The following is a 15,150-nucleotide window of genomic DNA, read 5'->3' as shown; positions in this document are numbered from 1 at the left end:
TGGAAACGGATAAAAAAAGAAGATGGTTCATGCCAGCGCATGCAGTTCGTAGCGCACGTCGCCGCGGTCCTGCGCGGCACCGGCGGTGATCAGGAAACTGTCCCAGCCCAGCCGCCCGACACTGCGTGGCTGCTCCAGCGTGACGCCATGCACGTCGTCGGCGCGCAGCACCAGCTGCACTTCGTATTCGAGGCACAGGCCGGTAAACATGGTGAGCATTTTTTCCAGCGCGCGCGCCGCCGCCCCGCCCGGCAGGAAGGCGTCGAAATGGGCACGCGCCAAGGGACCGACAACCAGCCGCATGCGCAGATCGCGCTGCCAGACGCGCGCGCCGACCAGCGCGGTCGAACCGAGCATGGCGTTTATGCCGCCCAGGCTGCTTTGCTGGTCGCGCGGCACGTCGTACCAGCAGCCGACGAACTGGATCACCTTGATCGGCTGGCCGAAATACGCGGACAATACCTGGCCCATCGCCACCGCCGATGGCGGCCGGTGCCGCATGGCGGCGACAAAAAATCCCACCGACTCGTCGAGCACGCCGTCGCCATCGTCGTACAGGCGCCGGCGCAGCGACTCATGGCCCAGGCCCGCCAGCGACAGCAGCAGCGGCAGGAACTTGTCCTTGCCATCGAGCTGATACTTGAGCTCCAGGCGGTACTTGCGCCACGCTTCGTAGAACAGCGCCAGCGCGCGGTTGGAAAAGGTGTCGAGAAAGGCGCGCGGCCCCGCATCTTTCTCGTACAGCTGGTGCGCGGCGATGCGTTCCGTGTAATGGGCCGGCAGCGCCCCGGCCACGCCAAGAAAACCCATGAAGGCCGGCGTGATGCGGATGTATTTCAGCTCGGCGCGCCGCACGGCCTCGCCCAGTGCGCGCATGTCAACCGCCAGGGCGCCCAGCTCGCGCGGTTCGGCCTGCACCGCTTCAAGCTGGCTGGGCGCGAAACTGAGCGACACCGAATTTTGAAAGCGCAGGAAGTTGGCCACCGCGCCCTCGCGCGCCATGCCGTTGCGCACCAGCCAGAGTTCGAGCATGCGCACCGCCTGGAAGTACTGGAAGCGGTAAGGCTCGGCGAACAGGCGCTCGATTACACTAGGCTCAAATCGCCGCTGCGTGGTTTGCATCGCAACAACTCCTCTCCCGATTTTTTCGACAGCACCACCAGTTGCGTGAAACTGTTGGCATGCACGTACAGGCCGAGAAAACACTCGACGATATGGGCAAACGCATGAATGCCGCTGCCGACAAACGCTTCTTCGTCCAGCGTCAGGCGCACCTCGATTCCACGCACCAGGCAGGCGAAGGGATTGCCGGGCAGCCAGGCATTGGCCGCCTTGTGGTCGATCGCCGCGATACCGCTGATCTGCCGCTGCGAGGTCGCCGAACGGGGCAAGTCATACAGGGTCAACATCTCCTGGAACGCTTCCAGGCCGCTGCCCGACAGCGACAGATGGTTCAGCGACAGGTGCGAGATCAGCCGCCAGTGCGCGCCGCGGCCCCGCTCGAAGCGGTGCGACTCGGTCGGCTTGCGCAGGAAGTGGATGCTGCGCACGCTGGATCCGCCTTCCAGGAACAGGTCGCCGCCGCGCAGGCCGTAGGTGAGTTGCGCCGGCAGGTCGCGGTTGGTGCAGCTCAGCTCCAGGCTCAGGGTATCCGTTTCAATCGCGGCCGGATCGAAATCGATATCGACGATGGAAATCTCGGTCTCGTAGCCGGGACTTTTTTCACTGATGGTGTCATCGCGCCGCATCACCCAGTAATGGCCATCCCTGGCCGGTGTCTGGCCATGGCGCAGCGAATAGAAAGGACGAAATTCGGTGACCGACTCCCCTTGCGGCGTCTGGCGCACCAGCTTGACCGACTCGATTGCGTGCACCTCGAAGGCGTAGGCGCGGCGCGCATCGGCCAGCACCGGATAGCTGGCGGCCGTATGCGTCAGCCGGATCGGCTCGCCGCGCAGGCGGAACAGGTTGACCACCGGCGTGCAGCCCAGCAGCAGGTTGTTGGTCGACATGGTGCCCAGCATGCGCGCCGTATTCGAATCGGTGCGCAGGCCGGCCAAGGCCAGGTGCAGCGTGATGCGCCGGCAGCCGGACGGCAGCGGCGCGCACAGCGCGGCCAGGTCAATGTCGAAGAAATTGAATTTTTCCGGAAAACAGAAGTATTCGGTCAGCAGCCGGTAGGCCGGATGGGATCGGGCCGAAAACGGGATCAGCGCATCGTCCTCGGCATAACCGGCGATGCTGACAGGCACCTGCGCCAGCGCGCTCCAGCGGCCGCTGTCATCGGCTTCCACATAGGCCTTGACCGTGCGCATGAACAGCGCGTCGCGCAGCGCCGCGCAAAACGAGGGTTCGCCATCGATGAACACGCGCAGCTTCGCCACGCCCAGCTGCGCCAGCGAGATCTGCTCGGCGGTCGCTTCGATGACGATGCTGACGCTGGAAGTGGCGTTGGGCGGCAGTTGCATTTGCTCGGGCGCGTCGATGATGGCGGAAAATGCCGCATGCGTCAGCGCCAGCGGCGCCACGGTGACGGGATAGGCGGTGCGGAAAGTGCACGCGACGCCCTTGACGGGACGCGTCGCCAGTTCGGTGCCGCGCGCGATCTCGGTGGCGGCCGTCAGCTGCGCCGCCGCACCGCTGTAGTCGAGGCGCGCGATCGAGCACGAAGGAAACGGCCGCAGGTAGTGCGGATACAGCACCTCGAACAACGCCTCGGTAAATTCGGGGTAATCGTCATCGAGGCGTTTCGAGATGCGCGAATTGAGCAGCGCGAAGGACTGGATCATGCGCTCGATATGCGGGTCTTCGCAGACTTCGCCGCCGATCAGCAGGCGCCCGGCGATCTTCGGGTAGCGCTCGGAAAACTCGCGCGAATAGCGGCGCAGGAAACCCAGCTCGCGTTCGTAATACGGTAACAATTCTTCCAAGTTCAGGCTCCTTGCGCAGCACGGCGCGCCTTGCTGATCGTGTAATGCAGGCTCGATGGCTGCAGGATGGCGTCGAAGTTGACGGGTTCCTGCGCCGAGTGCACCACCAGTAACGCGGTGATGGCGAAATTGAGGCGGTTGATCGAGCCTTCCTGGATTTCCAGCGAAGCGCGCACGCTGCGCAGGCGCGGCTCATGCCGCGCGATGGCTTTTTCCAGGCACTGGCAGATATATGCGCGGTCGTCGGAACTCGACAAGCTCAGGCCGGCGAAGTCATTGAGGCCGTAGGTGACGATCGAGCGGCCGCATTCGGGAAATTTTTTCAGCAGCGCTTCCGGTATCACGGTGCGCGTGTTGAGCAGCGCCTCCAGGTCGCGCGCCACGGTGTCTTTCAAGTCTTCCAGCGACAGGCGCGAGACGGTGCTGCTGGAAGCGCCCTGGACAGGTGTGTCCATCAGGCGGTCGAACAATCCCGGCGTAAAACCCTTCATCGGTATCCTGTGCTTGGCAATAGTATGAAAAAAAGGGCGGCCTGCGGCGGCCCTTTGATGTAGGAAAATCAATCGCGCAGGCACAAGCCGGAGTCAGCGCCGGCAGCTGGCCGGAACGGCTTCATCCGGCAAGGGCCGTTGTCGATCAAATCGTCTTGTTGGCCGACAGATCCCAACCGCCGGAGGTATTGCCGCCGGAGCCACCGCCCACTTTTTGCTGCGTGTATTTCCACTTGACCTTGGAATACTTGATCGACAGGTTTTCGCCGAGGATGTCGCCAGGTGCGACGGACGGCGCCACGCTGCTGATCAGCACGTTTTCCAGCTCGATCTCGAAGTACTTGATGCGCTCGCCCTGGCCGTCAGCGCGCAGGAATTCGAACTTGGCTTTCGGGATCGTTTTACCGGACGAGCAATTTTGCAGCAGCAGCGGCGTGGCGAGGTCGGCCAGCTTGGCCACCACGATATCCTTGTGCTCGGTACGCTCGGCGGTATGGCCGCCGCCCGTCGAGGCAGTAGCGGACTTCGGTTGCAGCACTTCCCATTGGACCGACTTGCATTCGATCCAATCTTTATGGGAGGTGTCGGTGGATTCGCCTTTGATACCATCAATTTGCAAGTAAACGTCGATTGCCATGTCATTCCTTTCGGTTGTTTAGGAAAAAAATCAGGATTTGGTCGATTGCGGCAGCTCCGCGACCAAACGGAGTGAAACGGACAGCTCATCGAGCTGGAAATGGGGACGCAAGAAGGAAATGGCGCGATAGACGCCCGGACGACCAGGCACCTCCGACACCTGCACCGATGCTTCACGCAGAGGAAACTGGGCCTTCTGTTCCTGGCTGGCGTTATCGTCGAGCAACACGTATTGCATCAGCCAGCGGTTGAGGAAATCTTCGACGTTGGACGCGGCGGCAAAGCTGCCGATCTTGTCGCGCATCATGGCCTTCATGTAATGGGCGATGCGCGAGACGGCAAAGATGTATTGCAGCTGCGACGACAGCACCGCATTCGCATTGGCGGAATCGGTGTTGTATTTCTTGGCCTTCTGCGCCGACTGGGCGCCGAAGAACGCCGCGTAATCCGTGTTCTTGCAATGCACCAGCGAGATGAAACCCAGGTCGCTCAGCTCCTTTTCGCGCCGGTCGGTAATGGCGATCTCGGTCGGGCATTTCAGCGCCACTTCGCCTTCGTCGGTCTTGAAGGTATGGGTCGGCAAGTCCTCGACCAGGCCGCCGCCCTCCACGCCGCGGATCGCCGCGCACCAGCCGTAGTCGTCGAAGGCCGCCGTCAGCTTGGCGCCGAAGGCGTAGGCTGCATTGCACCACAGATATTTCTGGTGGTTGGTGCCATCGACATCCTCGACGAAATTGAAGCCGTCGACGGTGGCGCCATCGGCCGGATTGAACGGCAGCCGACCAAGGTAGCGCGGCAGCGTGAGGCCGACGTAGCGCGCATCTTCCGATTCGCGGAACGACTTCCACTTCGCGTACTCGACCGTATCGAACACCTTCGCCAGGTCGCGCGGCTTGCCGAGGTCGGCATAACTTTCGAGACCGAACAGCTCGGGCGATGCGGCCGAAATGAAGGGCGCGTGGGCAGCAGCGGCCACATGCGACATCTGTTCGAGGAAATACATGTCTTCGGGCTGGCGCGTGAATTCGAAGTCGCCCAGCAGCGCGCCGAACGGAGCACCGCCGAAGGTGCCGAACTCTTCTTCATACACTTTCTTGAACATGGTCGACTGGTCGAACTCCAGCGCGCCCTGGAAATCGCGCACCAGCTCGCGCTTGGTGGCGTTGAGCAGCTTGATCTTCAGATTGGTGCCGGTGGGCGTGTTGTCAACCAGGTGATGCAGGCCCGTCCAGCTGCTTTCCAGCTTCTGGAATTCGGGGGCATGCAGGATAACGCTGAGCTGGCGCGAAATGAGTCGGTCCAGCTCGGCAACGCGCGCATCGATGGTGGCGGCCAGGTTATCCGACACCACGACGGTGCCGTCCATCACCTGGCTGACCAGTTCTGAAATCAGATCCTTGGCGCGTGCATGCTCGACGCTGGATTTGGCAACCTTGCTTTGCTCGACGATCTGGTCGAGCAAACCGATATCGGTGGTCGCGGCGGCGCCGGACGCGGGGGTCAGTTGAGCGGACATGGGATCAGCCTTTCTTGGCGGTGGATTGCTGTTCCAGCTGGGCCAGCTTTTCAGTGCTGTTGAGCACGTCGTTGAGGATATCTTCCAGTTTGTCGTTGCCGGCCAGCTTGTTGCGCAGGTCCGCCAGCTTGGTGCGCGCTTCGAGCAGCCGTCGCAGCGGTGCCACCTGTTCGACCACCGCCTCGGGACGGAAGTCGTTGAGCGACTTGAAGCGCAGGTCGACCCGCAACTGGCCGCCTTCATCACTGAGCTCGTTGGAAACGCCGAACGCGGCGCGCGGCTCGACCCCCTTGAGCACCTCATCGAAATTGTCGCGGTCGATACCGATGAACTTGCGGTCCTTCAGCCGTTTTTGCTCGACTTCGGAATTGCCGCCGAAGTCGCCCACGACACCCATTACAAAGGGCAGTTCCTTGTTTTCAATCGCATCGCCGATTTCCACGTCATACGTCATCTGCACGCGTGGCGGACGGACCTTTTGCAGGCGTTTTTGAACACTTTCTTTTTTTGACATGACATCATCCCTTTACGAATAATCGACGGCATCGGCGATGCCCCTGATAATTTCTTTACTGCCTCAGTTTTACTTCAACCCATCGAAAGGATTGGCGCTGCTTTCGGCAGCCTTGGCCTGCCCTTTGCGCGACGGACGCGGCGGTTTGTCGCGCGCCTGCGCCGCGGCCGGCGCCGGCACCAGCACGGTTTCGCCCAGGCTTTCACGCAACAGCTTGGCCAGATCCTGCGATTCGGTGCGCAGCGGGCCGGACAGATTGTTCTGACGGCTCAGGTCAGCCAATGCACGCGTCGACAGGCGCAGTCCGCTGATCGCAATGACGCTGTTGGCCAGCTTGTCGGCAGGGTCGCGCACCAGCACTTCCTGGGCATTGATGATGGCGTCGCCGTACTGGCCCGCCTCATAACGGGTCTGGGCCATGCGAACCCATGGATTCTTATCGGCTGGAAATTCGACAGCAGCTTGTTTCCACAAACCCATAGCCGCTTCGTTGTTGCCCGAACTGGCAGCCTGGGTCGCCTTTGCCATCAGCTCGTCGAGCGAGGGCGGCGGCGGCGGCGTCTTGACCGCGGGTGCGGTGCTGCAGGCACTGAGCGTCAATGCGCAAGCAACCGCGGCAAAAAAATGGAATGTGGATTGGCGAGACATGATCTGATTTCCCTCAAAAAAGATGACGCGTTCATTAAAAAAAAATGTTGCAATTTATAGTTGCTAAATTCTTATTTTTGCGAGACTAACACGGATTTAATATTGACTCCGTTCAATAGAAAATACGCGAAAACTCACATTCCGATCGGTCACTAAGGCAGCAGCCATGCGGAAAACGTACCGTACGCACCTTTCTTTCAGATAATGTTAATGTTGTTGCAGTTGCGAAAAAAGCACATGATTTTATTGCAAAGATTAGATGATTGGACGCACCGGCAACATGGCGACCGCGCTGCACGACAGCCCGCGAGCGTCAGCGTTCTCCGCGCTTTGACTTCCTCGGAAAAAGGCAATCGATGAGCATTACAAGTAAATTGTTATGGGGTGAAGGCCTGTTTCTGCGCCCCCAGCATTTCCAGCAGCAAGACCAGTACCATGAACATCGCCTGCACGAAAGCATCAAGGCGCTGCATCCCTATGCCTGGGGGGTCAACCACGTGCAGATCGACCGCGATGCGCTGAGCAATAACACCCTGCGGCTGCTGGAACTGTCGCTGGTGTTCCAGGACGGCGAAATCTACAACGCTCCCGGCGCCGACGAGTTGCCCGAAGCCGTGGACCTGGGCAAGCTGCTGCAGTCGCAGCAAACCGTCACGTTTTATGCCGCCCTGCCCGCCTTCAAGCATTTCGGCGGCAACTTTGCCGCGTCCGACCAGCCCAACAGCGCGGCGCGCTACGGCCAGGCCAACCTGGAAACGCCGGACCTGTACACCCATGCCGCGCAGGCCGAACTGGCCTACCTGCAAAAATCGCTGCGCCTGGTGGCCGAATCGGAACCACGCGATTCGTATGTGAATTTTCCCTTGCTGCGCCTGCGGCGCCTGTCGACCGGCGGCTTTGAGCCCGACCCGTCATTCGTGCCGCCGAGCCTGTCGATCCGCGGCGCGCCGCTGCTGTTCCTGCAACTGCGCCGCCTGATCGATGCGCTGCAGGCGAAGGTCAACGCCCTGTACGGCCACCACCGCGAACCGAGCAAGAATGTGATCGAATTTCGTTCCGGCGACATGTCCTCGTTCTGGCTGCTCCACACGGCCAGTTCGGCGTTTGCCTCGCTCAGCCACTATTTCCACCATCCGGCGCTGCACCCGGAGCGTTTGTACGAAGCGCTGCTGGCGCTGGCCGGTGCGCTGATGACATTCTCGAAAACCCATGCGCTGGCCGACCTGCCGGCCTATCAGCACGCCGATCCGGGACCATCGTTCGCGCGCCTGCACGCGATCATCCGCGAACTGCTCGACACGGTGATCTCTTCAAAATATTTCGCCATTGCATTGAGCGAAGTCAAGCCGTCCTACCATCACGGCAAGCTCGACTCGGGCAAAATCGACGACAAGACGGCGTTTTACCTGGGCGTCTCGGCCGACATGCCAGGCGTGGAACTGGTGGACGTGGTGCCGCTGCGCTTCAAGATCGGCGCGCCCGACGACGTGGAAAAATTCGTGCTGTCGGCCCTGCCCGGCGTGCGCCTGCAGCACACGCCGCAGGTGCCGGCCGCCGTGCCGGTACGGCCCGATACCTACTACTTCACCGTCGAAGCGAAGGGCCAGATGTACGAGCGCATGCTGCAGGCCCAGTCGATCTCGATCTACGTTCCGTCCGGCATGCGGGATCTGAAACTTGAACTTGTCGCCATCACTTCCTGAAGATAAACGATGAATGCAAACGCCCCTTCCCTGATGTCCGGCGGCTCCGCCGCTTACGCATCGAGCGTACCGGCCGGCCCGGGTAGCGAACACACGCTGACGGATCTGATGTACGACGGCTTCTACGCGCTGTTCATGCTGAAAAATGGCAGCGGCCCGCAAGACAATGCCGACTTCATCAGAAAGATGACGCAGTTTCTCGACGAGTTTGGGCACGCGGCAAGAAAACATGGTGCCTCGGCCGATGATATCGATGCCGCCAAGTATGCATTTTGCGCGGCTGTCGACGAAATCATCCTGCGCTCGCCGTATCCCATCCGCGACGATTGGGCGCGCCGCCCGCTGCAGTTGGTGCTGTTCGGCGACCAGTTGGCCGGCGAGAACTTCTTCATACGGCTCGAAGCGCTGCGCGCGCGCGGCAGCGCCCACCTGCAGGCGCTGGAAGTGTTCCACATGTGCTTGCTGCTCGGCTTTCAGGGGAGGTACATCCTGGAAGGCTCGGAAAAACTGGCCTACCTGACGGCACGCGTGGGTGACGAAATCGCCCAGATGAAAGGCAGGAAGGCCGGCTTTGCGCCGCATGCGGAACGCCCCGACCAGATTGCGCACAAGTTGCGCAACGATGTGCCGCTGTGGGTACTGTGCTCGGTATTCGCGCTGATCTGCGCACTGGGTTACCTGGGCCTGCGCACCATGCTGGCCAAAAATACCGAAAAGCAGATGAACGCCTACAGCGATATCGTCAAGCTGGCGCCACGCACGGCCAACCTGACCATCACGTTGCCGTAATGAGCGGCCTGGCGACGACAGAAACTGCCCAGGGCATGTTCGGCACCGGCCTGTCCCAGCATGCGCGGCTGATCACATTGGCCACGGCGCAGGCATCGAACTTGCCCGAATCGCTGATGGCCGAGCAGGTGACGGGCCGCGAGGCGGTCAATGAGCTGTTCCGCTTCGAAGTTGATGCCTTGAGCACGGCAGCTGGCCTGGACCTGGCCAGCTTTCTCGGCGAAGAAATCACGCTCAAGCTGCTGCAGCCCGATGGCAGCTGGCGTGCCTGGCACGGCTTGTGCACGGACTGCGCCTTTGCCGGCGCCGACGGCGGCGTGGCGCGCTACCGGCTGCGCCTGGAACCTGCCCTGGCCTTGCTGGGCTTGCGCCGCGACAGCTATATTTTCCAGGACAAGAACGCGCGCGACCTCATTACGGAACTGCTCGGCGACTATCCGCAGGTCCGCTTCGAATTCGATGTCAGCCAGGAACTGGCGCCGCGTCCGGTCTGGACGCAATACCGCGAAAGCGACCTGGCCTTCCTGGCCCGCGTGCTCGCCTTCGAAGGCCTGAGCTGGCGCTTCGAGCACGAGCAGGATGGCGCGGCGCGGCAGGACGCGCAGCAGGCCAAGCACAAGCTGGTAATTTTCGACAGCAAGGCCGTCGCGCCAGCGACGCCGGGCGTGTCCGGCCTGCGCTTTCACGGTGTGCGCGCCAGCGATACCGATGACGCCATCGACAGCTTCAGCGCGCGGCGCCAGGTGCGGCCCAATGCGGTCGGCATCAGCAGCTGGGACCCGCAGCAGCTGGCGGCGCCGGCCGCCGAACACAGCTCGAGCCTGCAGGCGGGCGAACTGCCGCCCCTGCCGCTGTACGACGGCGCCGGCGAACGGCGCCATGCCGACAGCACGGCGGCCGATCCGCGCGGCCTGCGCATGCTGCAGGCGCTGGAACTGGAGAACAAGCAATTCACGGGCGCCGGCGCGGTGCGGCGCATGGCGGCCGGCCACGCCTTCGATCTGCTGCAGCACGAACAGTATGCCGATGGCGCCAACCAGTTCACCGTATTGTGGGTCGAGCACCAGGCACGCAACAACCTGGGGCCGGCCGGCGGCGCGCTGACGGCGGTGCTGTCGAAACTGTCGACAATAGCCAGCCTGGGCGACGTTGCCAGCCTGCTCGATGGGCAGCTTGAGGCCGGCACCTACCGCAACACCTTCGGCTGCGTGCGCACCAGCGTGGCCATCGTGCCGCGCGCCACCGCCGCGCGCCAGGCCAGCAGCGCGCTGGGGCCGCAAACGGCACTGGTGGTCGGCCTGCCCGACAGCGTGGCCACCACCGGACGCGACCATCAGGTACGCATCCAGTTCGCCTGGCAACGGGGCAGCGCCGCCAATCCGGGCGGCATGACGCACAACACGGATCAACAGGGCAACGCGCCCGGCAACGAAGCGTCAGGCACCTGGGTGCGCGTGGCCGAAGCGCTGGCCGGCCCGAACTGGGGCTCGCAGTTTACGCCGCGCATCGGCACCGAAGTCCTGGTCGATTTCATCGAAGGCGACATGGACCGCCCGCTGGTGGTGGCCCAGCTCTACACAGGCAGCGACACGCCGCCTTACGCGGCCGGCGTCGATTCGGACGTCAACCATGCCGGCGTCATTTCCGGCATCCACAGCCACAATTTCGATGGCGGCGGCCATAACCAGTGGGTAATCGACGACACACCGGGCCAGTTGCGTACCCGCCTGGCGACGAGCAGCGCCGCCACGCAGCTGAACCTCGGTTACCTGATACAGCAAGGCGTGGGCACGGCCCAGCGCGGCAGCTACCGCGGCAGCGGCTTCGAACTGCGTACCGACGCCTGGGCCGTGCTGCGCGGCGGCGAAGGCGTACTCATTTCCACCACCGCCCGCGCACAGGCGGGGGCGGGCGTAGCTTCTACCCAGCTCGACACTGCGGAAGCGCTGGGCCAGCTGAAAGGCGCAGCCGAACTGAACAAGTCGTTGGCCGAAGCCGCGCAACAGCAAACCGCCCTGTTCAGCCAGGAAGCGAAACAGGCCCAGCTGGACCTGATCAAGCAGATCGATCCCCAGCAGGATGGTCGATACCGGGCCAGCGTGGGCGGGCAGGAAGCGCTGAAGGCCAGCGCAGGCGAGCGCAAGCTGGCTACCGACCAGCCGGTGGAAAAATTCGGCCAGCCCCTGGTTCTGATGGAGGCGCCGGCCAGCATCAACTGGGCCACGCCCGGCTCGACCGTATTGTTTGCCGCGCAGCAGCTGCAATGGACCACGCAATCGGACCTGCACATGACGGCCGGCCACACCTGGTCGTCCGTGTCGGCCAGCGCCAGCGCCCTGTTCACCCACACCGGCGGCATCCAGGCGATCGCCGCCAACGGCCCGGTATCGCTGCAGGCGCATACGGGGCAACTGGAAATCCTGGCCGACAAGGCCATTACCGTGATCTCGGTCAACGACGTCATCGACATCAAGGCCAACCAGAAGATCACGCTGCAGGCCGGGCAATCGTCGATCACCTTAGAGGGCGGCAATATCACGTTTAAGTGTCCTGGCAACTTCACGGTCAAGGGCGGCCAGCATGTCTTCAACGGCGGCGCCAGCGCGGCCGGCATGCTGCCGGCACTGCCCGATACGCGCATCAAGCTGTTCGACGAAGGCTTTGTGCTGCGCGACCGCGACACGGGGGAACCGATGCCGCGCCAGCCCTACCGCATCAAGCGCGAAGATGGCAGCTATGAGAGTGGCATGACCGACGAAAAGGGCTTGACGCATGTGATTGCAGCGGCCGCCGCCGAGGCGCTGGTGATCGAGCTGCTGAAAACGATGGGCGGTCAGGGTTCGGCATCGGCACCCGCCCCCTCTTCAGCGCCGGCGCCGGTACCAGGTTCGCCAGGACAGCCGGCGGCCAAGGCAAACACCCCGCCGGAACCAAAATACAAGCCGGCAGGCGACTCCAGCACCACGCCGGTGGACAACAAGCGCCGCAAGGAAGTACTGGTCAAGCTGCCGGCCTGCTGGATCGAGGACTACGAAAAGGAAATCGCTGGCCCCTCGTATGGCCGCTATGCGCAGCCTTACCAGCACGACGGCACGCCACACAAATACAGGGACAAGATCTGGTTCAAGCTGTACATACCGGCAAAATCGGACGGTCCGGTGGTGGTGGAAGTGCGTTTCAAGGCCATCCCGGTACTGGACGCCGCAGGACAGGCGCTGGAAGAGAGCGACAAGGGCACCGAATCGGCGGCGCTGCGCGTCAAGCAGCGCGCCAACGTGGTGGCGCTGGCGCAGAAAAACGCGACGGCCGGCATCGAAGGCAACTGGAACAACAAGTTTCGGCTTGAAATCAATGATCCGCAATGCGGACAAAAAGTGTTGCCCGTGGTTTTCCGCGTCCTCTGGGTCGACGATCAGCAGCACTACACGCTGCAGATCCACAAGCGCTATGACCGCGAAAACGTCACCGGCGACGTCATGAACGTGTCGCTGGCAACGGCACTGACCACGTATGCGCATGAATTCGGGCATTGCGTCGGCATGCCCGACGAATATTCGTACACGGAGTTCGAAGAAACGGTACGCTATTTCAAGCCGGACGGCACACTCGACGCGCCCATCGTTTGCCACGTCAACGGCACCTCGCCGGAAGACCTGACGCAATCGATCATGTCGTATGCAGAAGGCGCACTGATATTGAAACGCCACGGCTGGAATATCGCGATTGAAGCGCAGGAATTGTTGAGCAAAAAAATCGGCAGGAAAATACGATGCGATATTGTCTGACACTGCTTATTTATGCCATGCTGATGGCACTACCATTGAAAGCCAATACCATGACGAGCACTCACGCGCCCCTCTCCATTTCCCTGCAATGCCTGGGCAACGCTGGCTGCGTCTATCAGCGCAAGCCGATCGACATACTGGTCACCATCCGTAACGATGGCAGCCGCGATATCGGCTTTCCGCTCGACTACCTGCGCAAGTCGGGCCCGATCGTCAAATTCATCGATACCGATACGGGCGCCGTCACCTATGCCCGCCGCGGCCTGGCCAATCCGGCGCTGAAAACGCAATTCACCACGATTGCGCCAGGCGCCTCGATTTCCATGGAAATCGATGTACATCCTACCGACATTGAAACGTTTCGCATCAAAAAAGTCGATATCAGCGTGGAGGTGATATTGAAGGGCAACATACGCATCGATGGCGAAGCGGAGCTGCAGGACTACCAGGGCGGCACGAAGATCCGCATCGTTGAAAAAGATGACTAAGACCATGCTGGCGCGGATGGTGCTGTAGAGCATACGCGTCGACCAGCAACTGCTGTCGCCACGGAAACGATCGCGCTGTGCGATCACTTGCTGGCCGGCAGCTACAGTTGTCCGGCCCCGCATAAAAAAAGCCCCTGAAAAATCAGGGGATTAGCTGTTGCATTGACCCGGTATTACCTTACGGTGCCGGACGGGAGATTATCCCACTCGATTGCCAACAATAAATCTAAACATTCGATTTTTCAGAGCTTTTCACGTTACTCAGTTGCCGAGACCCTCAAAAATACCCTCACTAGATATCTCCATCATTATCGATTTATCCCGAGGGTGTCGGTAGAGGCACGTCGGCCCACTCGCAGCTGTCGCCAGTTTTTTTCTGAGCGATGCAGCCTGCCGATGCATTCGAGGATACGTCAAGACAGCAGCACAGCGCTGTCACGCTGACACTAGCGCAATATCAAGCCCTCTATAGCAACAGAGACGAGGCAATGGCACGCGCTTATCTCTAAACCGCTTTTACCATGGCCCATATCGCCGTCGCTTTTCACGTCTCGAGCAGGGCAGTGAGTCGGGCCATATCAGCATTTAATAAAGCGCAACTTGCTGCAGATCGAAACGGCCAAGGCTGAGATCGTGTACTAATGGCGGATCTGACTCCGGCTCCCACGTATGGCGCATACCCCTCGCCGCAAAAGTCAGCGCACGCAGCTACCAACCGAGTTCGCTTATCATATCGATATTAGAAACCTGGACGGCGCCTGACTTCAAAGTGATGGTGGCAGTGACATCGTCCACTGCCCCCCATCCTGCATATTGCATGGAAAAGCCGGAATTTTTATCACCCTCATAAACTTTCTGCTTAAAACTAGGATGATTAACCTTATAGATGACGGAGCTTATTTCAGCCAAGGAGTCATGCGGAGCAATTGTAAACAGATAACCTCCGCTGCGTCTTTCATTAGCCAGTACGGAAAAGTGTATGGATGAACTATTTTTTCTCGCCTCCCCAATCGGCATAGGAGTATTTGCGACAAGGTGTTGCGTATTCGACGAAATGATCGTCTGCGCAGCTCGAAGCTGCTCCTGAATCTCCACATCCTTAGTAGCCGAAGCAAATTTTGCAAAAATCGTATCTGTTACCTTTCTATTCGGGGAAGTCATTTTTATGACCTCAATCACAAAAGTTCGTTCCGCTGGATTGGTTGAATAGATTTTTGGCCCATGCTCAAGCAATACTTTACCCAAAGAAAAAACCCCTTCTTTTTCGGCCCGATCGTTACCTATCCAAAATTGAACTGATCCCGTAATAAGGCTTACTATAGCCCCGGCAATGCCCAGCCCCAAACTCAGCCGGCGTACGGTAGACTTCAATTCATTTTGATTTCTGAGCTTCTCATATTCGAACCGCTCACGCTCCAACTGAACCTTGGCATCATTACCCTCCATGTCCCTCTCCCAGTCGGCATATCGTATGCAGTACTTGATATCAGGCAGGCGGACGACACGCGTTGACCATTTCCCTTACCCGCCAACTTATCATCTTAGAATACAGTCGGTAGAACGCCACATCCGAAGCTTTGAGCATGATCAAAATACCAGCATGGGAACGGGGTCAGGTTGACCCCGCCCCTAGACAAATGGCGGACCTGA

The 15,150-nt window shown here is 60.7% G+C and carries 12 protein-coding genes; 4 read left to right on the top strand and 8 right to left on the bottom strand.

Annotation, left to right across the window (positions count from 1 at the left end):
- Window positions 1-27: 27 nt before the first annotated feature.
- The 7 genes from tssG to AC07X6_RS22265 form a co-directional block, all read right to left on the bottom strand.
- Window positions 28-1,122 (bottom strand): type VI secretion system baseplate subunit TssG, encoded by a 1,095-nt coding sequence (gene tssG, locus AC07X6_RS22295; protein ID WP_494792420.1) that lies wholly within the window; start codon window positions 1,120-1,122, stop codon window positions 28-30.
- The gene (gene tssF, locus AC07X6_RS22290) at window positions 1,086-2,930 is read right to left on the bottom strand and encodes a type VI secretion system baseplate subunit TssF (RefSeq protein ID WP_494792419.1); all 1,845 of its coding nucleotides are present in this window, start codon (window positions 2,928-2,930) and stop codon (window positions 1,086-1,088) included. Before tssF ends, tssG begins: the two co-directional genes overlap by 37 nt.
- Window positions 2,931-2,932: 2 nt before the next feature.
- Window positions 2,933-3,421, bottom strand: coding sequence for a type VI secretion system baseplate subunit TssE (gene tssE, locus AC07X6_RS22285; RefSeq protein ID WP_034777804.1), 489 nt, complete (start codon window positions 3,419-3,421; stop codon window positions 2,933-2,935).
- Window positions 3,422-3,566: 145 nt separating this feature from the next.
- Complete coding sequence (locus tag AC07X6_RS22280; RefSeq protein WP_230506832.1) at window positions 3,567-4,058, bottom strand: Hcp family type VI secretion system effector; 492 nt, start codon at window positions 4,056-4,058, stop codon at window positions 3,567-3,569.
- 30 nt (window positions 4,059-4,088) lie between these two features.
- Complete coding sequence (gene tssC, locus AC07X6_RS22275) at window positions 4,089-5,573, bottom strand: type VI secretion system contractile sheath large subunit (RefSeq protein ID WP_230542365.1); 1,485 nt, start codon at window positions 5,571-5,573, stop codon at window positions 4,089-4,091.
- A gap of 4 nt (window positions 5,574-5,577) precedes the next feature.
- On the bottom strand, window positions 5,578-6,087 hold the full coding sequence (gene tssB, locus AC07X6_RS22270) for a type VI secretion system contractile sheath small subunit (protein ID WP_230506834.1): 510 nt from the start codon (window positions 6,085-6,087) through the stop codon (window positions 5,578-5,580).
- Between the two features lie 69 nt (window positions 6,088-6,156).
- Window positions 6,157-6,735, bottom strand: a complete 579-nt coding sequence (locus AC07X6_RS22265) for a tetratricopeptide repeat protein (protein ID WP_474290860.1) — start codon at window positions 6,733-6,735, stop codon at window positions 6,157-6,159.
- 356 nt (window positions 6,736-7,091) lie between these two features.
- Here AC07X6_RS22265 and tssK point away from each other — a divergent pair, with 356 nt between their 5' ends.
- Genes tssK through AC07X6_RS22245 form a run of 4 tightly spaced genes read left to right on the top strand, consistent with a single transcriptional unit; the run spans window position 7,092 to window position 13,500 of the window.
- Entirely contained in the window at window positions 7,092-8,438 is a 1,347-nt protein-coding gene (gene tssK / locus AC07X6_RS22260; protein WP_230542363.1) for a type VI secretion system baseplate subunit TssK, read from the top strand.
- Window positions 8,439-8,447: 9 nt separating this feature from the next.
- On the top strand, window positions 8,448-9,227 hold the full coding sequence (gene icmH, locus AC07X6_RS22255; RefSeq protein ID WP_230542362.1) for a type IVB secretion system protein IcmH/DotU: 780 nt from the start codon (window positions 8,448-8,450) through the stop codon (window positions 9,225-9,227).
- A gap of 35 nt (window positions 9,228-9,262) precedes the next feature.
- The gene (locus tag AC07X6_RS22250; RefSeq protein ID WP_494792418.1) at window positions 9,263-13,012 is read left to right on the top strand and encodes a type VI secretion system Vgr family protein; all 3,750 of its coding nucleotides are present in this window, start codon (window positions 9,263-9,265) and stop codon (window positions 13,010-13,012) included.
- A gap of 50 nt (window positions 13,013-13,062) precedes the next feature.
- The gene (locus AC07X6_RS22245; protein ID WP_494792417.1) at window positions 13,063-13,500 is read left to right on the top strand and encodes a hypothetical protein; all 438 of its coding nucleotides are present in this window, start codon (window positions 13,063-13,065) and stop codon (window positions 13,498-13,500) included.
- Between the two features lie 708 nt (window positions 13,501-14,208).
- On the opposite strand, the gene AC07X6_RS22240 is transcribed toward AC07X6_RS22245, so the two are convergent.
- Window positions 14,209-14,946, bottom strand: a complete 738-nt coding sequence (locus AC07X6_RS22240; RefSeq protein WP_494792416.1) for a pYEATS domain-containing protein — start codon at window positions 14,944-14,946, stop codon at window positions 14,209-14,211.
- Window positions 14,947-15,150: the final 204 nt, after the last annotated feature.

The sequence above is a fragment of the Janthinobacterium sp. GW460-12-1-14-LB5 genome (assembly GCF_059423585.1).
The sequence above is the reverse complement of the archived record's forward strand: the minus strand, read 5'-3'. Positions and strand labels throughout refer to the sequence as shown.

Bases quoted from the DNA above. Each gene is read 5' to 3' on its own strand.
- AC07X6_RS22240 (WP_494792416.1), bottom strand. From the start codon at position 14,946: ATGGAGGGTAATGATGCCAAGGTTCAGTTGGAGCGTGAGCGGTTCGAA.
- tssE (WP_034777804.1), bottom strand. From the start codon at position 3,421: ATGAAGGGTTTTACGCCGGGATTGTTCGACCGCCTGATGGACACACCT.
- AC07X6_RS22265 (WP_474290860.1), bottom strand. From the start codon at position 6,735: ATGTCTCGCCAATCCACATTCCATTTTTTTGCCGCGGTTGCTTGCGCA.
- tssG (WP_494792420.1), bottom strand. From the start codon at position 1,122: ATGCAAACCACGCAGCGGCGATTTGAGCCTAGTGTAATCGAGCGCCTG.
- AC07X6_RS22280 (WP_230506832.1), bottom strand. From the start codon at position 4,058: ATGGCAATCGACGTTTACTTGCAAATTGATGGTATCAAAGGCGAATCC.
- AC07X6_RS22245 (WP_494792417.1), top strand. From the start codon at position 13,063: ATGACGAGCACTCACGCGCCCCTCTCCATTTCCCTGCAATGCCTGGGC.
- tssB (WP_230506834.1), bottom strand. From the start codon at position 6,087: ATGTCAAAAAAAGAAAGTGTTCAAAAACGCCTGCAAAAGGTCCGTCCG.
- tssK (WP_230542363.1), top strand. From the start codon at position 7,092: ATGAGCATTACAAGTAAATTGTTATGGGGTGAAGGCCTGTTTCTGCGC.
- AC07X6_RS22250 (WP_494792418.1), top strand. From the start codon at position 9,263: ATGTTCGGCACCGGCCTGTCCCAGCATGCGCGGCTGATCACATTGGCC.
- tssC (WP_230542365.1), bottom strand. From the start codon at position 5,573: ATGTCCGCTCAACTGACCCCCGCGTCCGGCGCCGCCGCGACCACCGAT.
- icmH (WP_230542362.1), top strand. From the start codon at position 8,448: ATGAATGCAAACGCCCCTTCCCTGATGTCCGGCGGCTCCGCCGCTTAC.